Source organism: Lentilactobacillus sunkii DSM 19904, from assembly GCF_001435575.1.
GTDB classification, from domain to species: Bacteria; Bacillota; Bacilli; order Lactobacillales; family Lactobacillaceae; genus Lentilactobacillus; species Lentilactobacillus sunkii.
Genome location: NZ_AZEA01000006.1, coordinates 1 through 20,864, shown reverse-complemented (window position 1 = coordinate 20,864; position 20,864 = coordinate 1). Strand labels below are relative to the sequence as shown.

Genomic DNA, 20,864 nt, shown 5'->3' with positions numbered 1-20,864 from the left:
TCGAAGTAATCATGGTTTTAATGTCAACAAGGCGGCTATGCAAGGTATTTGCCTCGTTATAGCCGCCTTGTCGCCGAGCTATGAATCAGTTTCATAACACGATAATTTATTTGTCATCTGAATCCGGAACACCTGCAACAGTTTGAAATACGTCTGCAAGAGACATGTCTTGATCGGCAAACTTCTTATGCAGAATCAAATTTCGAAAGTCCTCGATGCTCATCGTTTCTTTTTGTTTGAATGGAAGCGCGGATGCAGCACTTTCACCCACTTGGTTAACGCCAGTGATCAGCGCGATAACAATGCCGTCATGACTATCCAGATGAACAGTATAGTGTTCATAATATGATGGAATATCATACGAACCAGTCAGTTCTTTATGCTCTTTAAAGTAATCAGTGATAAAGTCGGCAAAAGCATCTTTTGACTTAAGTGCTTCTTTCCAGCTTGATTTGTTACTATCAGCCATATTAATATCTCCCCTCTATAGAAGTAGAAGTCAATCAGTCAAAATTATTCTTTAGCGTCTTGTTTTGATTGATCATTCTTCTTCCAGAAATCAATTGAATCATATTTAACACCAGTCAAATCTTCACAAACTGCTTTGGTATGTGGGTCAACATCTTTCATGCTGCCACCCTTTTGAAGACGACCCAATTCTTGAGCCAAAACTTTAAAGGTCTTCTTGCTTAAGTGGAAACGAGCAGCAAAGAACATTGCCAATAAGATCATGAAACCAACACCACCGGAAACAATGAAGATAATCATGTTGGTGGCACTGGCAGGCTGTGAAACGGCACCGCTGGCTGACTGACGGAAGTGTGCAAAGTCAAGTAAGTATCCGGCAACAACTGATGCCAGTCCTTGACTGATTTGGTTAATGAAAGTCATAACTGATGCAAATAATCCGGCACGGTTCTTACCTGTAACCAAAGTATCCAAATCAGGAATGAATGGGAAGACGTTCCATGGAGCGAAGTACAAGATGTACAGACCAACTTCATAGAATGACATACCAACGATCAACCAAACCATCATGTGGGCTGGACGGGTCAAAGCAACGAATGCCCAGTTGGCAGCACTCACTAAAATTAATGAGTAACCAAACAGATAAAGTGAACGATAGGTGAACTTGGTAACCGCAAACCCAGCAATAATGGTAACTGGAATTGATACAATACTCAATGATTGTAGGAATCCGGAAACACTAGTTGACATCTTTAAAACATAAACAATGTAGTAAACGAACACTGTTGAGAATAAAATTGTTGCGAAGTATGAACTTAAATAAATACCCATGTGAAGACGGAAAGTCTTGATCTTAAAGGTTGAGAAGTAATTCTTTAACTCAGACTTCAAGTTAGGCTTCTGGCCGTTATTCTCAGCGAGCGCTTCAGCTTCCAATTTCTTAGCTTCTGCCTTGGTAACAAAATGTTCCCAAGTGGTATGGTAAGTAACCAATACCAGGAAGAAGGTGGCAACTGAGAAAATAACCTGCATCAACAGGTATGGTTCTGGTGAAGTCTTTGGGAAGTATTTGAATAACTGAGCTGGAACGAATTGTGTCAACATTCCACCTAATCCGGCAAGTACCATCCGGGTAGTCGACATCTTAGTCCGTTCGTTGAAGTCCTTGGTCATTTCATTTGGTAATGTCTCCCAAGGAATTTGTAAGGTTGACATCAAAACAGTAACGATCAAGTAAGTAATCAGGTAGTACCAGAAATTCATTCCGGCAACCCACATTGTAATAGCAATCAGAACTGATGGTGCCGCTGCTAAAATAAAAATGTGGCGGCGACCAAACATCCGACCGAGCTTGTACTTGTAAATGTTATCGGAAATGTTACCCATAACCAGAGAAACAATGGCATCGGCCACACGACCGATTAAGAAGATCGTGGCACCTTGCCCAGCGCTTAAGCCGGCAAATGTGGTATAGAAGAACATCAACCAGGCACCAACTAATCCCTGCATCGAAATACTAAAGAATGAAAATGCACCAAACCCTAGTGATCGCCAAATTCCGATCTTTCCACGACTTTTATAAATCCGTTTGTTGGCATATTCATCCCAGCCATCGTGAACAACTTGCTTTTGACTGTCCATTTTGTAACCTCCTAAAAATTACATATAATTTTGTATCCGTTTACAGCTTGCTGTAAAAAGTAAAGACAGACACAAATGTATCTATCTCATGCATTGCAATCAAATGACCGTTGATCCTTGGAATAAGCAATCCTAAGTATCGAAAGAAATAATAGCTAAATCTGGCCAATAAATTACAATGCGTTAACTTTTACCACAACTAAAATTGTAAACGCTTTATAAGGTACATTCTTTGCAAATTTTGACAATAATATTGCAAAAACGTAGGTAATATACTAGAATACAGATAAATTTCGATCTGAAACTCTTTTCCCAGCCCCTTAAGTCATGTACCTAATCAATTCGCCAACAATTCGATGGTCAAGTTTTTTATACCCTAGCGGACTATAATAAGTGCCATCTGGCATGTAACGTTCACTATTGCTCAAAAATGGCGAGATTCCACTCGTATTGAATAAGTCGATTACCGGCATACTATACTGAAATATTGCAAAAAGGTAGGTGACATTAATGATCATTGATTTACCATTGGATGGAACTCTTCCAACCGACATTGTCTGTTCCCATAACAGAAGCCGGCACCATGACAGTCCTTTTCATCAACATACAGATCATATTGAACTCATTTTATTCATTTCAGGTGATGTCACATTCTACACACCTCACAAAGCGTTCCCGATAAAGCCGGGATATCTGATTGCCATTCCCAATGGCGTGTGGCACCGCGTAGTTACAAAAAATGCAGACCCATATGAAAGAATTTTTTTAAATATCAAAGTCAACTTAATTGATGAACTATCCACCCCAAAAACTAATTTGTTCGATTGCTTTAAGACCAGTAGCGCTAAGGATGTTAATATTCTTAATCCTGATCAGGACTTTATAGACGATTATATTGGATTTGCTGATCAAATTATTTCAAGCTTAAATAAAAACAGTTATGGAAATGATGTCAAAATAAGAATTCTTCTTTCTCAAATTTTGCTTCTTGCAAATAAAATCCAACCTGTAAAAGAACAACCCAAAAATGTTATGCCACCGTTTTTGGAAAAAGTAACATCGTTTATAGACGAGAACTTGGCTAAAAACCTAAGCTTGTCTGCATTTGCTGATCAATTCTTTATGAATCCAAATTACTTGGACCGTTCATTTAAAAAGTACACGGGTTTATCAATTCACCGTTATGTCATTGAAAAGCGCATTGAGCTTGCCAAACAGCTCTTGCGAAAAGGCACCAGCGTGACATTAGTTTGTGAAAAATCCGGCTTTGGAAATTACAGTAATTTTATTCGAACATTCAATAATATTGTTGGAATTTCGCCTGGAAAGTATAAGAAGAAGTATCAACGATAAATTCAAACGGGTAGCGATGTGCATAATCCGCACATCGCTACCCGTTATTCCGGTAATGCTTGTCGTCACACTGCATATCAACATGAATAAGTTAGATATTTAAGCATCTATTCTGATTTAGTCGGCCTTTAAGGACAGCTCCGACGACCGGCCGAAAGCCTGCCTAGCCTACTCGGCTACAGCCCTGACCTCAGCTTTACTGTTATTTAGCGGAAACGTGCGCCTGCAGCCCAACCCCTAATGTATAAGAAAAGAAGGTCAACGATGAACAAGTTCATCATTGACCTTCTTTCCTTATACACCGGGGTTAACCGGGCTTTGTTGCACTCTTATTTTTTCATATCCATCGCATGGCCACCGAATCCGTGACGCAATGCTGATACGACTTTACCTGTAAATGTATCTTGTTCCATTGAACGGTTACGTGCGAACAATGAATCAGTGATAACTGGAACTGGGATGCCTTGCTTAAGGGCTTCTTGAACAGTCCACTTACCTTCACCTGATGAGAACATCTTGCCGCTGATTTGATCCAAGTTGGCATCGTTTGCGAATGCTTCTTGGGCCAATTCCATGAGCCATCCACGGATAACTGATCCGTTTACCCAAACTTTGGCAACTGCTTCGTTGTCATAGTCGTATGGGCTGTGGTCCAAAACGTCGTATCCTTCACCGATGGCTTCCATCATACCGTATTCGATACCGTTATGAACCATCTTCAAGTAGTGACCTGAACCTGGCTTGCCAGTGTAAAGGTAGCCGTCTTTTTGTGAAATTCCTTCGAATAATGGCTTGATGTGTTCAAATGCTTCAGCACTGGTACCACCGATCATGAAGTTACCACCATTAAGGGCACCGTTCTTACCACCTGAAGTACCACAATCGAAGAAGTTAATGTCTTTTTCTTCAGCAATCTTACCATGACGAATTGAGTCTTGATAGAATGAGTTACCACCATCAATGAGGTAATCACCCTTTGAAAGAAGGCCAACGAGTTCAGTAACAGTTGAGTCAGTTGGCTTGCCTGCTGGAACCATGATCCAGACAGTGCGTGGTGCATCCAACTTGCTTACAAGATCTTTGTTGCTTGAAGCTGGAGTTGCACCGGCTTCTTGAGCTAATTTGATGTTTGCTTCGTCCAAATCAAATGCAACAACTTCGTTACCGTTACGGATCATGTTCTTAACAAGGTTAAGACCCATTTTTCCGAGACCAATCATACCAATTTGCATAATAATTGTACCTCTTTCGTCTTATATATTAGTTAGTTACTTGACTACAAACATATTATATATTTTGAAAAGAATTTTCGCAAGCATTATTGATAATTATTTTCAAAAAGATTGATAATTCTGAAAAAGACAGACAAGCATCCTTTTCAAACACTGCTACATTAGGATTATTAATCATCTTGTCAGTCCATTACCCATATCACCGGCAACGGCGTTTGTTGAAAATGATTTACAGTTTTTGCTGAAAGCGCCGCCAAACTGCAGTACCACATAGTCCCAGCAGGCCTGCCAGCGTTACAAGGGCGCCTGCCAAGAGCCCCTTTATATGATAATTAAAGGCAATTTCATGTCGACCGGGCGACAATTGAACGCCGACCAGTCCACCGGCAGCTTTCTTGACTGCTTGTTGATGACCGTCCACTTTAACCCGCCATCCCTTATCGAACGGAATTGTAAGCACCAATGTCTTCGCCCTGCCTGACACATTAACATGACCTTTAAAATGAGCCCCATGTTCATTAAGTTGATTTGGCTGCTGCAACTTGAATTTGTGGGTATTTTGATAAGCTTCTACGCGTCTCAAATTGGTCATATTGATTCCGCTCAGGTCTTGGGGAATCTTCGACAGCTCTTTATTGGCATGAATTGTAACCGTGGAGACCTGCCCTTTTTGCATGTAACCCATTGGGATCATTTCAGTTCCCAACCCACTATATAGATTGGATAATTTTTGCCCATTTACGTAAAACGACACACCAATCAGCCGTGTTCTCGGAATATACAAATAGTGAGGTCCCTTGGTGTTAGCCATAAACTGCACTTTATACCCAAAGTAGTCTCGGGTGACATATTTTGCAGTACTGACAATCGTTGGTTTAACCAAATATTGTTTGTTGGTGCCGGAAACTGCCTGCACAAAGTGATTCAGATTGTCAAAAGTCCGGTCCCGCTTTAGCTTAAGATGTTGAATCTGGTCATTTGCCATGAATCCAAGTCCGGAAGTCTGCTTTCTAACAATCAAATGCTGGCTTTGATTTCCAATGAAATAGAAGTATTTCAAGCCAAAGAAATAATTGGTAATGGTCGTTCCACCAAGTAAATCAATTCTGCGAATATTTCTTGTGGAAAATCCAAGGTCGCCCAGAACATGGTGAGTATTGGCGTTTAACGTTGAGCTGTATGAGCTGATGCCGTGATTTCGATAGAGGAACGAATCGTTGTATCCATTATAAGGAACCTTGAACAAATTTCGGAACGGCTTATTAATCACCAGAAAACGATAAAAGCCATCATCCGATCGGTATCGTTTCTCAACAGCGCCGATTTTTTTCGTTGATTGGGCATACGTCTGTTCAAAATCTTTTTGATTCCCAAATGGTGCGCCATCTGTCGCAATCATAAAGTTCAGTCCAAGCTCTGCAGCCAAAATAAACCCAAGAAGGATTGTACTGATCCGCTGATGCTTACCGACCCCAATCATGACAATGGTCGTCACAATCATAAATCCGGCAACAAAGGCAAAGACAATGTTCCGCACGGATAATTGGGGAATGTCAAAGCGAAATTCCATCAGTTTCTGACCTTCAATGTTAGCAAAAACATAGCCAATCAAAATGGCAGCAGCAATCCCGATTGATGAACGAATCAACAGCTTTTCTTCGGCAAACATCCCCTGAAGATATCCTTCATATGTAATCATGATAATCGCAAAGCTGAAGAGAAAAACCATTCGGAACGGAAAGCCGGCCGGCTGCTGCATCATGTGCCAGATTGTGTTAAATGGTAGAAACCACATCCCAACAAAAATGCCGCCAATCAATATTCCGGCCGCCTGCTTATCCCGCTTGCTGATGAATTTGGAAAAGAAGTAGACGACTGAACCAATAATGAACAGTGAACCAGTGAAAAAGCTGGGATTATGGACCAGTCGGCCGGCAAAGTCGTTTCCGCCAACACCCAGATTGACCGGAAAACTGAGACCGAAAGTTCCCTTGAATAAAAAGTTTGCACTCAATAAATTTTTCTTGCCAGTTGCCAACATGCTAATTGCAGTTGGTATCAGCACAACAGCTGCTGACATCGCCGAAAGTAATGAATACCAGATAAACCGGATAATTTTGCTTCGGTTGGCATCCAGGTTCTGAGTGAACGTGAGGTTGAATGGTTGATTTTTCTTTATCAAAAAGGCCAAATATAAGACATTAAAGATGCAGATGATATATCCCATGTAGAAGTTGGTCATGATGATTGCGATCAGCCCAATGATGTAAATCGCAGGTTTGCCCCTGTAATACAGCTTTTCCAAGCCATAAACCATTACCGGCAGCCAGATCAAAGCATCCAGCCACATCAGATCGTAGAAATACATCGAGACAAAACCACAGAGGCCATATGCCACGCCGCCATATACGGCCATCAAATCATAGGCTTGGTACTTTTTGGCGAGAAACCAGCTCATACTAATTGAGCACAAGATGAGCTTGATCCAGATGATTAGATCAATGGCAATTGGAAGCTGGGCATTCCCAAAGAACAAAGTAATGATGTTCAGTGGACTCAACAAATAGTAAGCATAAATTGGCACCAGATTGTCACCAAGCGACATCAGAAATGAATATCCTGAAAATGAAAAGTGGGTCAGTTGGCGCTTTAATTCAGAAAAGAATTGTAAATATTGAGTTGAAAGGTCACTGACCAGCAGATTGTGGGGCCCAAAAGGTGCAATCCCGATCATCACAAATAAAGCACTGACCAATAAGATTGGAATCAGTACCGCTAATATATAGAAGTTACGTTTCGCATGACGGCCACGCTGTAACAGCATATGCATCCACCCCAAAATGAATTCCCAGTGGCCGAAAAAGTCACCGAGTTGCTATATCTATGCTTAATTATAGCTTTTCACACAATCACACTGTTAATATAGCCAACTTGTTTTACCAACTATTAAAGAAATTAGATGTTTTGTTACACTTAACCCCCTTAACTTGTAACAAACAAGCAATTTCTGGTCAATTTGTCATGATATTAAGACTATTTCCAAAATATATCGAATAAATCCATTCTTTTAATGACATTAAATTACCACGGGGATGGCCGTCCTCATGGGGATCACACACATACGAAGAAAGTGTGAAATTTTTCTTAACATTTATGAAACAATCCTGATACTGGTTGGTAGCATTCATTTCATATAATTGTACTTGTAAGTTTTTAGAGGAGGACTATTACTGATATGAAATTTAAAAAGATAGCCGGCCTATTAATGGGTGCTATGGCAGCATTCACATTTGCGATTAACGCATCCGCTGCCAAGACAAAGATTGCTGATGTTTCCCAGTATCAAGGAAATATCAATTGGAGCAAAGCTTCTAAGCAATTAAAATTTGCAATCATCCGGGTTCAACATGGTGACACCGGCGATGCAGATTTCAGAATTGATACTCATAAAGATATCAACGCAAACGGCGCATATAAATATAACGTGCCATTCGGCCAATATGGTTACGCAGAGTTCAGCAGCGTGGCCGACGCCAAAAAAGAAGCCAAAGATTTTTACAAACGTTCAAGTTCCAAAGCGCGTTTCTACGTCTTGGATAACGAGCATCGTAAAGGCAGCGGCTCGGAACAGTCATACGTGAACGCATGGCTTGCTCAGATGAGAAAGTTAACCAATAAGCCTTTGGTTTACTACTCATACCAAAACTACGTCAATGTCCACAAGATCAACTATTCCAAGTTTGACGGTTCATGGATTGCAAATTATTCCGCCAAGCCAAATGTTTCAACTGATCTTTGGCAATATACGTCACACGGTTCGTTAAGTGGAATCAGCGGTCGAGTTGATTTGAGTAAAGTGGTTAACAGTTCAGTCGTTAACTCATGGCTCAAAACTTCATCCGCAGACACCGCAAAGCCAACCTACTTCACATCACTTCCAAGTGATAAAGAAGTTTCAGTATCAAAAAACATCTATGAATATAACGATGCTAATTTCAAGAGTCGGGTTTCAAAGGTTACTGCAGGCAAGAAGCTTTCAGTTAAATCAATCACTCGTTCAAACGGTGGAGCTTATCGGTTCCAACTTTCAAACGGAAATTACATCACAGCTAATAAAGCATACGTAACAGACTAATTTAACGAAACTACGCAAAGTAAAGGGGAATTTATCTTGTCACACAGTATTATCAAATCAATCTTAAAACCAGTATTATTGCTCGCAGCATTGTTTGCATTCGCTGTAACATCATATACTTCAGCAACCAGCGCAAACGCCGACTCTTCAAACCAATCATATTCAAAGGTTCTGAAAGTTGCCAAGAAGCATCTTGGCGCAAGCTACGTATATGGCGCTGTTGGTCCTACTCATTTTGATTGTTCAGGTTTCACCAAATATGTTTACAAGCATTCAATCAAAAAATCAATTCCTAGAACTGCTCAAGCACAATACAACGGAACAAAGAAAGTTTCAAAGAGCAACATCAAAAAAGGTGATTTGGTATACTTCGGCGGCAGCAAACACAGCATCTCACACGTTGGTATGTATATCGGTAATGGTAAGATGATCGATTCACAAAACCGCGGTGTGATCACTGAAAAAGTTTACTCACCATGGTGGCACGTTGTTGGATTCTCACGTCCTGCTACTTTAAGTTATGACGATTAATTAAATAGATACAGTAAAGCACCAGCAACAGACCGAATGGTTTGCTGCTGGTGCTTTTTTCGTAGAATTGAGTTGGGTGGTGCTTGTTTGTGGTACTTGTTTGTGGTTGATTTTGTTTATTTGTTCACTGGTACTTAGCCGAAACGTGTTCGCCGGAGCAGCAACTTGCATCTAAGTCAGCTTTGGTCGAAATCAAACTCGATTTCAACCAAAGCTGGCTTAGACTCCAGTTGCTAACCGCTCCGGCTCACACTCTGGTTCCTAAAACGAGAACTTATCCACTACCTCAAACGTTACATCCTCATTTGCCTTCAACAATTTGGCTACTGGGCATGTATCCAAGGCTTCGTCGACCATTTGTTGAGCCTGCTCGTTATCCAACTCATGGAAAAGAATCTGACAACGAACTACGAATTTATATCCTTGGGTATCCTTCAAGTTATCCACTGCGGTGTGAATAACCGTATCCGGTTTCAAATTGTGGCCCCGCTCAACTAAGCCAATAGTTGCATTAAAACAAGTACTCAAAGCAAAGCCGATGAATTGTTCCGGGTTGGTACCTGGGCTATTAATCAATGAACTACTTACACCCAATGCCAGGCCTTCATTACCTCGAACAAAACTCTCACCAACTAATCCATGTTCATTAACGACTTCAGTGTGATAAAGTGATCCGTCAACAGCCATATCTTATTCCTCCTAATTTAACAAACTCAATACTTCATCCAACGCCTTAATCATATGTGATTTAATTGGTGAAGTCCATCAAACAGCACTTGTAATTGTTAGCGCTTACTATCGCAAATGTGCCCCATTCCCTGTCTATTTTTGATACACTGGACCTTGGCGCAAAAAACGAATGAAAGAAGGTCAATTAAATGCCCGCAAATGAAATGAAATTAAAATGGCTGATCATCGGTGGCATGTTCAGTAGTATTGGAATGAGCTTTGTCTGGCCGTTAACCAGTGTTTATCTGCATGATCGGTTGGGTGTTTCTCTGACTGTCATTGGGATTGTTCTGTTGTTCAACTCCCTGGCAAGTGTGTTGGGCAGTTATCTCGGCGGGTACCTATATGACCGGAAGAATCCTTATCACCTATTGATTGGTGGGGTCGCCTCCACAACGCTGACCTTGATCATGCTGGTCTTTTTCCATGGTTGGCCGGCATTTGGAATCATCCTTTTCTTCAATGGAATTGCCGGTGGCTGGAACATCGCTGTTGTCAATTCGATTGGAACCGGGATTAGATCTCAGGACAGCCGCTATGTTTTCAATATGCTGTACTTCGCTCAAAATTTGGGGATTGTCATTGGTACTTCTCTGGTTGGCTTCATTTACAGTATCAGTGTCACGTTGATGTTCATTGTTGCAACAACCCTCTTTGCCATATTCCTGCTGATTGTCGTGCTGAAGTTTAAGCCCGCTGCCAATGAATCACGCAAGAAGGTCTCCGACACCGAAAAAACCACTTGGTCGTCGAAAAGTCTGCCAAAGCCCAACGCAATTATGCTTTTTACATTTTTTCTCTCATTATTCATTATTTGGATTATGTACCAGCAATGGGTGTCCAACTTATCTGTCTATATGACCGGAATTGGTATTCCACTTCGTAATTACAGTCTGCTTTGGACGATTAATGGTGGGGTGATTGTAATTGCTCAAATCATCATTAATTGGATCTCAAGGTACCACGAAAATATGATTCTGGAGATTTTCTTCGGGGTTTTCATGATGTCGTTATCCTTTGTGGTCTTGATCTTCGCAAAAACCTATCCTTTCTTCGTGTTGGCAATGGTCACCCTGACAATTGGCGAGGCAACCGCCCTGCCAACCATTCCTGCCTTGGTCAATACATTGACACCGATTGAAGCAAAAGGCAGATACCAAGGTCTGATTCAATCCTGGGCATCTGCAGGACGGGCTCTCGGCCCTCTATTTGGCGGTCTGGTCATTGAGATGTCTTCGTACACCGCCCTGTTTATAATCGCTACCAGCGCTGTTTTACTGGTCCTGATAGGGATTATTATCCTATGGAACACCATGCACGGAAAATTGGTCATGTATCGATAAATCCCTTGGACATTGAAGCAAGCAAATTCATCCTGAGTAAGCCGATAAGATGCTATACTTAGCGCCATAAACGGTTACTTAATGTAAGGGAGTGATACTTTGCTTTATACTGATCTGTCTTCAAAAGCCGACTATTCCGGCAATCCAATGACCTTTGAAATCGCCTCTCGTTACCTAATGGCTGACGATCGTTTTGACGAAACGTTGTTCAACTGGTCCCGGCCAATGAAACCTTCTGTGATCATTGGCGGCAATCAAAATATTTACTCAGAACTGAACTTGGATTATATCAAAGCCCATGATATTCAAATTGCCCGTCGAGCAGGCGGTGGTGGTGCCGTCTATGTGGATTCGGGTAACCTCACCTATTCATTTATCGATACCGATGACGGCACCAATTACATGAATTTCAAAAAATATGCGACCCCTGTCATTAACGTTCTCAAGCGTTTGGGAGTCGATGCTGAATTAAGTGGGAGAAATGACTTAACGGTTGATGGTAAGAAATTCTCCGGGATGGCAACGTTTAAAGCCGGCAGCCGGTTTTATGTCGGCGGTACTTTAATGATCGACGTTGATCTGGACGCAGCTGCCAAAGCACTGAACCCAACCAAATCAAAACTGGCGTCCAAGGGTGTCCAGTCCGTGCACAGCCGGGTGACCAACCTGCGGCCATACTTCAGCGACCAATACAAAGATATCTCAATCGAAGATATTCTTGGGATGATTTTAAAAGAAATCTTTCAAGTTGATGACTTGGCAGATGTTCCAACCTACCGATTTGACTCGAAAGACTGGGACAAGATTGAAGCCATGCGTCAAAAAGACTATCCGGGTGATGATTGGATCATGGGTAAGAAACTTCATGACAACTACTTCCATTCAAACCACTTTGATGGTGTCGGCAATGTTGAAGTCAGCTTTTCGGTCAATAACGGCATTGTGACCCATGCTAAAATTTTTGGCGACTTTAACAAGGCCAACGGGAATCTGGCAGAGATCGAAGAACACATTACTGGAGTCCCATTTGAACGTGATAATTTAATCGAAGCATTTGAAAACAGCCATCTGACAGACAATATTGGCAACGTGAACCCAAAGGAACTCGCAGAGTTGATGGTCAACCCTGATTTTGAAAATATTGGACAGAATAAATAGTTTTTATGAATTATCCACGAAAGGAGGAAGTGCAGTCAGATGATAATGGTAAGGATCATTTAGTAATTCGAGTAGATTTTGAAGATTATCAACCACTACTAACTCAAGAAGAAATTGACACAATGGTTGATGCGTATGGTGGGTATGCCGAAGAAGTACCGACTGCAGCAATTCCATTTTATCCTGAAGAATTAGTTCATTTAGATCAAACCTTGGACTTTCTCGAGTATCATGCCCCGTTTGCATACGGGGATCGAGTACAAGTTGTCGAGCCGGTGGAAGATTACCGAGGCTTGGTTGGCACTGTTAAGGAATATCATCCCCTTGGTTCGTTAAGTCACGATACGGATAACGCCAGTGATGACGTGATCGTTTCTTTTGATGATGAGCAGCGAGAGCTTCTAAGTGCTCCTGAATATTTGCCAATTACTGAGAACTATCCCGACGTAGACGATGTGCCGTTGGATGATGTTATTTTAGCGCCAGAAAGTCTGCGAAAACTTGATAGCAGTCATCAACAATCAAAGAAGCCTCAAGAAATGGCTTAGCGCATATACAAGTTAAATGCAGTGGTAGTCTGAATTGTTCCAATTAGTAAAAGAAAGTTCATTGGAACAATTCGGGTTTTAAAGCAACAATGATTATAAAAAGATAGATGTATAAAAAACAGTCTAGGTAAAGATGCCGAGGCTGTTTTTTATAATTATTTTTTATAAATGGTTGTTGGCCATGGATTGTTAGGATCTATCTTTTGATTTTTAAGTTTGTGAAGAGCTTTTTTGTAATTCAGTGACCTTCTTCAACGATAGTTTGTTTTGATGAGAAACTTAATAATGAGTTGGGCTGTCTACCCTGTGAGCTTGAGTGATCTTATCAATACATTTTGACTTAGGTCCTTAAAAACAATCCCACATCAGTTTCTGGGGTGCAGAAAATTGATGTGGGATTGAGTAGATTTATCATACGATGGGAATAATGACCAGTTTTGAACTGTAAAAGAATTTAGTTTCGTCAACCATTTGGTGCAGATGGATTCCTAATGTTCGCAGCAAGTGAATGCTTTTGTAATGACATTTGTAAGAGTTAATTACTTCCAGCTCATCGCCAGTGAAGGCTATCTGATCGGTTGTTTTGGGGGTGCTAAAGATACACAATCAAATATGTGCTAAACCTCCGTCTTAATGCGGATCATATTCCATGACAATGGTTCAAGGTCAGCATTAACATGATCTTTCGATACTGTCAGATTATTTAGTGGGGTGAGCTTCATCGATTGGTCTTCATTAGTTTGATGAATGTCATATCCCGCAAATTGTGTTGCAGCAACAAGACTATCAAATTGAGCATTGGCTAAATTAAGCGTGAAAGGGATCTTGTCTTTTGCCTTATTCACAATGAAAACAACAGTCTCATGAGTTTTTGGATTATAAACAGCAATTGAGTCGGTGTATGGCACTTCATAAGTCTTAGATTTATAGGTTGGCACATCTGTTTTTTGCGCTAAGGCGATGCCTTGACCATAATTGGAGACTTGCATAAATGGGTAGAAGATTGATTGATACCAAACGGATGGATCACCACTAGTTTTTGTCATGATTGGGGCGATTACGTTGATTAATTGGGCGAGACAACCAATTTTGACTCTATCAGCGTGTTTCAATAACGTAATTGCTAAACTGCCAACTAATAAAGCATCTTCGAAGTTGTAATGATCTTCGAGCAAATGGGGTGCTTTTGTCCAAGGCTTTTGCTTTTTATCATCTTCCATTGAATGATACCAAACATTCCACTCATCAAGTGCGAGGTTAATTTGTTTGTCACTGTGCTTGCGAGCTTTGACAGCGTCGCAAATGGCTACGACATCCGTAATGAAGCGATCGAAGTCGACTGACTTACCAAGAAATTCTTCTAAGTTGTCATCAAAATTATCATAGTACTGGTGTAGTGACAGATAATCCACGTCGGCATATGCATTATCAAGCACAGTCTCTTCCCAGGTGCCAAAAGTCGTGTTTTGATGGTTAGAACTCCCACAAGCAACTAATTCGACACTTGGATCAACTAATCTCATTGCCTTAGCAGTTTCGTGAACTAACCGACCGTATTCATGAGCGGTTTTATGACCAATTTGCCAATCGCCGTCCATTTCATTACCCACGGACCAGACCTTGATATTGAAAGGTTCCTCAGCTCCATTTTTGCGACGGAGATCACTCCAATAAGTACCCTTTGGGAAGTTGCAATATTCGACCAAATTGCGGGCCTCATCAACACCACGAGTACCCAAATTTACCGCCATGTCGGGCTTTGCATTTACTTTGGCACACCATTTCATAAATTCGTGGAGGCCAAACTGGTTGGTTTCCATACTGCGCCAGGCCAAGTCTAGGCGAGTTGGACGCTGGTCTTTAGGCCCAATTCCGTCTTGCCAATTATAACCGGAGACAAAGTTGCCACCTGGATAGCGAATTAACGGAACGTGAAGCTTCTTAACGGCCTCAATCACATCTTGTCGGAAGCCATCCTCATCAGCGGTCTTGTGTTCTGGTTGATAAATACCTTCGTATATGCAGCGACCAAGGTGTTCGGTAAACGATCCCCAAATTCTTGGATCAATTTTCGAAATTTGTTCATTTAAATCAATGGATAATGTCGATTTGATAATCATCAGTCCTCCAATCATTTCTCTCTGTAAATCAAACTAAGGTTATGAATTTAACCAAACTCGCATCTGGCCGTCGCTTCGGTTAGCCCAAGCGTAGTAGGGGATGAGTTGCATGGTAATGGGGTCTTGAACCCGTTTTGTAGCGGGAGTGTAAAGTGGTACACCATCCTCGGCTAGGGATGTTCTTGTTCCAGCGATTTGAACAACACCAACACCATTCAACAATGTCTTGTCGTAGTGGTAAGTTGTTTTTGCTTCTGGGGAAACCTTGTACAACCAAAGTGGAGCCTGATTGTCAGTTTCTTCAGTCGCGTAAATCACAGGACCGCGTTGAACCGCAACTTTTCCAAAGTCTGATTCAACTCTAGTACTGGCTTGCATTATCTTGACACTCATATCCAGTTTTAAATCAATGACGAGTGATTTTTCAGTGACATTTAAGTAAATGAAGCCGTCTTTAACTGGCAGGGATTGAATTGCTCCGTTGATTGCAATTTCCGTTTTAGCTGACCAACTTGGGATTCGAATGCCAAGCTTGAAAGCGTGTTGTTCGGGATTACGTACCTCATAGTGAATGTCGCCACTCCATGGGAAATGGTTTGTTTGGACAACCTCAACATGATCATCGAACTCAGCCTTATTAGAAATAAATTGGTGAGATAAAATTGTGTCACCGTTAACCGTATATAGATATTGGTCAACAGACGTAATGAGTCGGGCTAAATTTGCCGGGCAGCAAGCACAACCAAACCAATCCGCACGATGAGTCAGAACGTGTGACTTTCCCGGATTGCCTTTGCTGGCAGCTGGGTCGGCTTCCAGTGGATTAACGTAGAAGAAGTGCTTACCATCCAAGGCCATTCCGCTCAAGGCACCGTTGAATAATTCCTTTTCAAGAATGTCCGCATATTCTCCCTTTGCTTCAATGTTTAACATTTGACGGGCGAAGAAAGACATTCCAACTGACGCACAGGTTTCACCATACATCGTATCGTTTGGTAAATCATAGTCATAAGTGAACGCTTCACCAATTGTTGTGGAACCGATATTTCCAGTGATGTACATTCTTCGTCGTACGATGTCCTTCCAGAAACGGTGACAGGCGGCCAATAGGTCTTTATCACCGGTAAATCGGGCAACGTAAGCCATTCCTGTACATAGATAGACAACCCGAACAGCGTGACCGTCCGCTGTTTGTTGATCAATAATTGGTTCTGCAGCCTGATAGTAGGATTTTGGTAAGTTCCGCATCCCTTCAAGAATGTCGTTATCCCAACCATCAGCGCGGTTTTGCTTATCAAAAAAATCGGGATCCTGACCACGTTGCTTTAAAAAGTAATGTGCTAAATCAATATATTTTTGTTTGCCTGTTTCTTCATATAGGCGTGAAAGTGCCAACTCGATCTCTGGATGGCCATCGTAGCCGGGAATTTTACCTTCCTCAAGGCCAAAGTGATCATCGATACAGTCGGCCATTCGTGTGGCAATGTCTAACGCCTTTTGATTGCCGGTTGCTTGATAATAGGCAACCCCAGCTTCAATATAGTGTCCCATGGTGTACAATTCATGAGACTGTTGAAGGCGCTTGAACTTTCTTTCAGGGGCATCAATTTGAAAATAGGTGGACAGATAGCCGTCATCATCTTGAGCTTCAGCAATGAGATCAATTAAGCTATTTGTAATTTTTTGCAAATCGGCATTTGGGTGATACCCAAAGGAATAAGCGGCTGCTTCCAGCCATTTATAAACATCCGTATCTTGAAACGGGAAACCATAGTGGTGACCGGACATTTTACCAGCAGCAATTTTCAAATTAGCAACCGCATGGCTGTTTTGATCACGGCCATTGTTTTGTGGATCCTCGGAAATTGAAATGTCAGCCTCGTCGTTCATAACTTTCCATTGGTAGGGTAATACCTCTTTGACAACCAATTCGCGGTATCGTTTCCAAAAGTCGGAGGTAACTTCAACATTTTTTAATCTTATTTTGTTTGCGATGTCCATTTATCTCAACCTTTCTAAATTCAAATTACTAATTTTCTTGAGCAGCTTGTTCAGCAAGTGCATGGCGTTTATCGAGATCGGCCTTCACAACCGGTTCGTTTCTTTCATACTTAAAATAGAGAAGCATGATTGCGGCAACAATTGCGTAAATGATAACTGGTAGCCAAACGAAGCAGAAGTGAATTGAAGCAAGTGAAGCAGCACTTTGACTCTTATTGGCAACGAAACCAGCGGCGGCCATAATCTTTGAGGGGATAAAGCTACCAAATCCTGAACCTAATTGGATACAGAAAGCGGATCCAACGGCGGTTAAGAATCCGGAAGCGCGAATACCCGTCTTCCACTCACCAAAATCAACGGTATCAGCCAACATGGCAAATGGCATTGCACAGGCAACTGAAGCGCCAAGGGTTCCGATGATCCATGCAGTGATCACTAACGCAAAGTTATTACCAACGAAGGCAACCATCATTTGACCAAAGGCACCAACGGCGAGCCCAATAAGCATAGTTGTGGTTTTATTTGTTACTTTAACAATTAATGGAATACAAATTGTTGCAAAGAGGCCTAAAATACCAACACCGTTAAAAATAGAAGTTAATTGTTCGTTTCCTAAATTGTATTTAGCGTAGTAAACGGCAATCCCATTCCGATCTGATTGTGCAATCCAGTAAATGACAAATGAGATAACTAAGATGAACCAAGGCTTGTTACCAACAGTTGCTTTCAAACTGTCCTTGAACGGTAAGGACTTGGTGACAGCAACTGTTCGTTCCTTTAAGTGACTAAAGGCGAAGAATAACATAAGGACACCAATTACACCAAAGATAGCAGTAACCCACATGAACCCAACTTTATCGTTTCCTTTTCCGAAGAAGGCAACTAGTGGTAACGCAAAACTACTGGTAATGAAGGCACCAATTGATCCACCGGCCATTCGCCAGGTATTGGCACTGATTCGTTCTGTTGGATCAGAGGTTAAACTTGGTAGGATAGCAGTGATAGGTGTTTGAATTCCTGTATAGATAATGCCTGCTGCTAAGATATAAGTCACACCAGCGTATATAAGTTTTGATGTTCCATGAAGATTTGGTGCAGTAAATGCCAAAAAGGTTGCAATTGCAAATGGGATGGCCAACCATAAGAAGAATGGTCGACTTTGTCCCCATTTGGTGTGTGTGTGGTCAACAATTGATCCCCAAACAGGTGCACTAATTGCGTCCACTACTCGGGCAACCAGTAAAATTAATCCCGCTCCAGCGACTGAAATTTGAAAAACATCTGTATAGAAATAAAGAATATAACTTGTGATAGTAACGTATAGCAGATTCCCGGCCATATCAGTGAATGAATAACCAAGCTTTTCTGATAATGGTAGCTTGACCGCCCCATGGCTACTGATGTTAGAAACAGCCGCAGCTGCTTTTTGATCTGAACTTTCCATTGATTACGTCTCCCTTATGTGTAAAGTCAAAACAAATAAATTGAAAAGTGAATCAGTCTCAATGCGCATTGATAACGATTACATTTTATATATTAACCGCTTACATATTTTAAAAAAAGGTCTATAATATCACCAATGGTATCAATATACGACTTGTATTTAGTACACTAATCATAGTTGGTCGTTTTTTTTGAACATATGGTGTTCATTTACGATACGTGAATTATGTGGATACACTTAGGAGGGCGGTTTCATGAAATTTTATTCTTTTGTACTCGCAAAACCTGTCTTGTATTACATGGGTGGTGAATTTAAGGTTAACGAGTCTTGGCAACACCGGGCATTGTTTCATAAAGGTGATTATGAAATTATTTTTTGTAATCGTGGACCAATATATTTACAAGTAGGTGACGATAAGTATATATTGAACAAAAATCAAGTGTTAATTGTGCCCCCATTTACTCATTATTTTGGGTATCGTAAAAACCCAAGCGGTGCAGATTTTTATTGGCTACATTTTTTCCCACAGGAGAAAGTGTCAGAATTTGACGCTAAAGAAAGTGATGTGATTAGCCGTTTGAAGACAAACACGTCTGGAAAACATGATGATGTTACTTTGCCAATTATTTTTGACCTTCCTGACTATGAAGATGCGGTCGTTACTATTCACAAGATTTTAGCAGCCAAGAAGAAAATTACTTATATGGAGAAACGTGATTTCTTGACCTCTGCGTTACTAATTGAATTATTTGATTCTTATGTGAACCAACATAATCCGAACGAAGAAAATGCCAAGATTGACTATATCAAGGAATGGATTCGTGCCCACATGTCTAACAAAATCAACGTTGAGGTTGTTGCAAATAGTGTGAACCTGAATAGGGATTATTTGACTCGTATTTTTAAGAAGCAAACTGGAATGACGATCTTGCAATACATCAACAAGCAACGAATCGATGTGGCTTCACTCCTATTAGTTCGCACAGAAATGTCAATTAAAGAAATTGCTTACAGTTCTTACTTCACAAATCCAAAAGTGTTTATGCGACGGTTTAAAAAGGATACCGGATTGTCACCCAGTGAATATCGTGGGCTCTACAGCAATATCCATTTGAATAATACCCACGTTGATCCATTCATCCCGGTACCTTCGCGGATTGCAGACTCAATTAATGAATCGGTAGATGCAAGGTTAGAAGATAACTTAACGTCATGATAGCCACATCCAGAGAATATTATCACTATCAACATTTAGCGCCTGAAAGTCTGTGAAAACATGATAGCAGTCATCAACAATCAAAGAAGCCTCAAGAAACAGCTTAGTAAACACGAGGCTGGGACAAAAGTCCCAGTGGATACAGAAAAAGCTTCGGAATTAATTTTCCGAGGCTTTTTTTGAATTTTATGTAGCACAGAGAATTCAACTCTGCTATTCTTAAATCGACTAGAANCAGTCATCAACAATCAAAGAAGCCTCAAGAAACAGCTTAGTAAACACGAGGCTGGGACAAAAGTCCCAGTGGATACAGAAAAAGCTTCGGAATTAATTTTCCGAGGCTTTTTTTGAATTTTATGTAGCACAGAGAATTCAACTCTGCTATTCTTAAATCGACTAGAACCAAGGATAGGAGTGAATCTCTATGTATAGATATTATAACAATAATCAAACCAGTTTAACATTGCCGTTAGAAATTTAGATTTCAGAAACTCATGTTGTTCGTGCGATTAGTGCCTTTGTGGATACCATTCCATATAAATTAATCTATGGTGAGGAATCGACCTTCGGGCGACCACAATATTCACCACTAATGATGCTTAAAATGACGTTATTTGCTTACTCACGCAAAGTGTTTTCTGGCCGCAAAATTCAACAAATGGCTGAGGAAAGCATTCCAATGAAATGGTTAATTGGTGATCCTGATGTGGTCCCCAGTTACCGAACAATCGATCGTTTCCGTACTGATGAGCAAACAACCAAACACATTGCCCTCATGTATCTTCAGTTCCGGCAATCTTTAATTGACAACAATCTGTTAAGTGATGAGGCCATTTTCATTGATGGTACTAAAATTCTTGCCGATGCCAATAAATATTCATTTGTTTGGCGCAAAAGCATTGAAAACTTTGAATGTAAGCTTGATCAAAAAACGAGAGCTCTATT

16 protein-coding genes are annotated in these 20,864 nt (G+C 41.0%); 8 read left to right on the top strand and 8 right to left on the bottom strand.

The annotated features are described in order from the left end of the window. Nucleotides 1-106: 106 nt before the first annotated feature. Together FD17_RS05515 and FD17_RS05510 are read right to left on the bottom strand one after the other, a co-directional pair. The gene (locus FD17_RS05515) at nucleotides 107-469 is read right to left on the bottom strand and encodes a hypothetical protein (RefSeq protein ID WP_057824427.1); all 363 of its coding nucleotides are present in this window, start codon (nucleotides 467-469) and stop codon (nucleotides 107-109) included. A gap of 44 nt (nucleotides 470-513) precedes the next feature. Further along, nucleotides 514-2,109 carry an MFS transporter gene (locus FD17_RS05510; RefSeq protein WP_057824425.1) on the bottom strand — a complete coding sequence of 532 codons (1,596 nt, stop codon included), beginning with the start codon at nucleotides 2,107-2,109 and terminating at the stop codon, nucleotides 514-516. Nucleotides 2,110-2,619: 510 nt separating this feature from the next. Here FD17_RS05510 and FD17_RS05505 point away from each other — a divergent pair. Further along, nucleotides 2,620-3,462, top strand: a complete 843-nt coding sequence (locus FD17_RS05505; protein WP_057824423.1) for an AraC family transcriptional regulator — start codon at nucleotides 2,620-2,622, stop codon at nucleotides 3,460-3,462. Nucleotides 3,463-3,791: 329 nt separating this feature from the next. On the opposite strand, the gene gnd is transcribed toward FD17_RS05505, so the two are convergent. Beyond that, nucleotides 3,792-4,694, bottom strand: a complete 903-nt coding sequence (gene gnd / locus FD17_RS05500) for a phosphogluconate dehydrogenase (NAD(+)-dependent, decarboxylating) (RefSeq protein WP_057824421.1) — start codon at nucleotides 4,692-4,694, stop codon at nucleotides 3,792-3,794. Nucleotides 4,695-4,923: 229 nt separating this feature from the next. Beyond that, a complete protein-coding gene (locus FD17_RS05495; protein WP_057824419.1) occupies nucleotides 4,924-7,518 on the bottom strand; it encodes a YfhO family protein in 2,595 nt (864 codons plus the stop codon). Between the two features lie 411 nt (nucleotides 7,519-7,929). Between FD17_RS05495 and FD17_RS05490 the strand changes: the two genes are divergently transcribed. Together FD17_RS05490 and FD17_RS05485 are read left to right on the top strand one after the other, a co-directional pair. Continuing rightward, complete coding sequence (locus tag FD17_RS05490) at nucleotides 7,930-8,829, top strand: DUF5776 domain-containing protein (protein WP_057824417.1); 900 nt, start codon at nucleotides 7,930-7,932, stop codon at nucleotides 8,827-8,829. Between the two features lie 36 nt (nucleotides 8,830-8,865). After that, nucleotides 8,866-9,360: a C40 family peptidase gene (locus FD17_RS05485; protein WP_057824415.1), complete on the top strand. Its 495-nt coding sequence runs from the start codon at nucleotides 8,866-8,868 to the stop codon at nucleotides 9,358-9,360. A 261-nt stretch (nucleotides 9,361-9,621) separates the two neighbouring features. Here the strand turns inward: FD17_RS05485 and FD17_RS05480 are convergent, their stop codons facing one another. Beyond that, a complete protein-coding gene (locus tag FD17_RS05480; protein ID WP_057824413.1) occupies nucleotides 9,622-10,047 on the bottom strand; it encodes an OsmC family protein in 426 nt (141 codons plus the stop codon). Between the two features lie 191 nt (nucleotides 10,048-10,238). Here FD17_RS05480 and FD17_RS05475 point away from each other — a divergent pair, with 191 nt between their 5' ends. The 3 genes from FD17_RS05475 to FD17_RS05465 all read left to right on the top strand — a co-directional run bounded on the left by FD17_RS05475 (nucleotide 10,239) and on the right by FD17_RS05465 (nucleotide 13,138). Beyond that, on the top strand, nucleotides 10,239-11,432 hold the full coding sequence (locus FD17_RS05475; protein ID WP_057824411.1) for an MDR family MFS transporter: 1,194 nt from the start codon (nucleotides 10,239-10,241) through the stop codon (nucleotides 11,430-11,432). Between the two features lie 99 nt (nucleotides 11,433-11,531). After that, nucleotides 11,532-12,590, top strand: coding sequence for a lipoate--protein ligase (locus FD17_RS05470; protein WP_057824409.1), 1,059 nt, complete (start codon nucleotides 11,532-11,534; stop codon nucleotides 12,588-12,590). Between the two features lie 29 nt (nucleotides 12,591-12,619). Next, nucleotides 12,620-13,138: a hypothetical protein gene (locus tag FD17_RS05465; protein ID WP_057824407.1), complete on the top strand. Its 519-nt coding sequence runs from the start codon at nucleotides 12,620-12,622 to the stop codon at nucleotides 13,136-13,138. 617 nt (nucleotides 13,139-13,755) lie between these two features. Here the strand turns inward: FD17_RS05465 and arfA are convergent. Genes arfA through FD17_RS05450 form a run of 3 tightly spaced genes read right to left on the bottom strand, consistent with a single transcriptional unit; the run spans nucleotide 13,756 to nucleotide 18,703 of the window. Next, the gene (gene arfA, locus FD17_RS05460; RefSeq protein WP_191983128.1) at nucleotides 13,756-15,258 is read right to left on the bottom strand and encodes an arabinosylfuranosidase ArfA; all 1,503 of its coding nucleotides are present in this window, start codon (nucleotides 15,256-15,258) and stop codon (nucleotides 13,756-13,758) included. Nucleotides 15,259-15,297: 39 nt separating this feature from the next. Continuing rightward, nucleotides 15,298-17,259 (bottom strand): glycoside hydrolase family 127 protein, encoded by a 1,962-nt coding sequence (locus FD17_RS05455; RefSeq protein WP_057824404.1) that lies wholly within the window; start codon nucleotides 17,257-17,259, stop codon nucleotides 15,298-15,300. Nucleotides 17,260-17,287: 28 nt separating this feature from the next. Then, a complete protein-coding gene (locus FD17_RS05450) occupies nucleotides 17,288-18,703 on the bottom strand; it encodes a glycoside-pentoside-hexuronide (GPH):cation symporter (protein WP_057824403.1) in 1,416 nt (471 codons plus the stop codon). Between the two features lie 253 nt (nucleotides 18,704-18,956). On the opposite strand from FD17_RS05450, the gene FD17_RS05445 reads away from it, so the two are divergent. Both FD17_RS05445 and FD17_RS13185 read left to right on the top strand, forming a co-directional pair. Further along, a complete protein-coding gene (locus FD17_RS05445; protein WP_057824400.1) occupies nucleotides 18,957-19,919 on the top strand; it encodes an AraC family transcriptional regulator in 963 nt (320 codons plus the stop codon). A 520-nt stretch (nucleotides 19,920-20,439) separates the two neighbouring features. After that, nucleotides 20,440-20,864 (top strand): transposase (locus FD17_RS13185; protein ID WP_477218324.1); only part of this gene is annotated, 425 nt, incomplete at its 3' end.

Coding starts and splice junctions, on each gene's coding strand:
- FD17_RS05450 (WP_057824403.1), bottom strand. CDS start 18,703: ATGGAAAGTTCAGATCAAAAAGCAGCTGCGGCTGTTTCTAACATCAGT.
- FD17_RS05455 (WP_057824404.1), bottom strand. CDS start 17,259: ATGGACATCGCAAACAAAATAAGATTAAAAAATGTTGAAGTTACCTCC.
- FD17_RS05515 (WP_057824427.1), bottom strand. CDS start 469: ATGGCTGATAGTAACAAATCAAGCTGGAAAGAAGCACTTAAGTCAAAA.
- FD17_RS05510 (WP_057824425.1), bottom strand. CDS start 2,109: ATGGACAGTCAAAAGCAAGTTGTTCACGATGGCTGGGATGAATATGCC.
- FD17_RS05445 (WP_057824400.1), top strand. CDS start 18,957: ATGAAATTTTATTCTTTTGTACTCGCAAAACCTGTCTTGTATTACATG.
- gnd (WP_057824421.1), bottom strand. CDS start 4,694: ATGCAAATTGGTATGATTGGTCTCGGAAAAATGGGTCTTAACCTTGTT.
- FD17_RS05495 (WP_057824419.1), bottom strand. CDS start 7,518: ATGCTGTTACAGCGTGGCCGTCATGCGAAACGTAACTTCTATATATTA.
- FD17_RS05475 (WP_057824411.1), top strand. CDS start 10,239: ATGCCCGCAAATGAAATGAAATTAAAATGGCTGATCATCGGTGGCATG.
- arfA (WP_191983128.1), bottom strand. CDS start 15,258: ATGATTATCAAATCGACATTATCCATTGATTTAAATGAACAAATTTCG.
- FD17_RS05505 (WP_057824423.1), top strand. CDS start 2,620: ATGATCATTGATTTACCATTGGATGGAACTCTTCCAACCGACATTGTC.
- FD17_RS05490 (WP_057824417.1), top strand. CDS start 7,930: ATGAAATTTAAAAAGATAGCCGGCCTATTAATGGGTGCTATGGCAGCA.
- FD17_RS05480 (WP_057824413.1), bottom strand. CDS start 10,047: ATGGCTGTTGACGGATCACTTTATCACACTGAAGTCGTTAATGAACAT.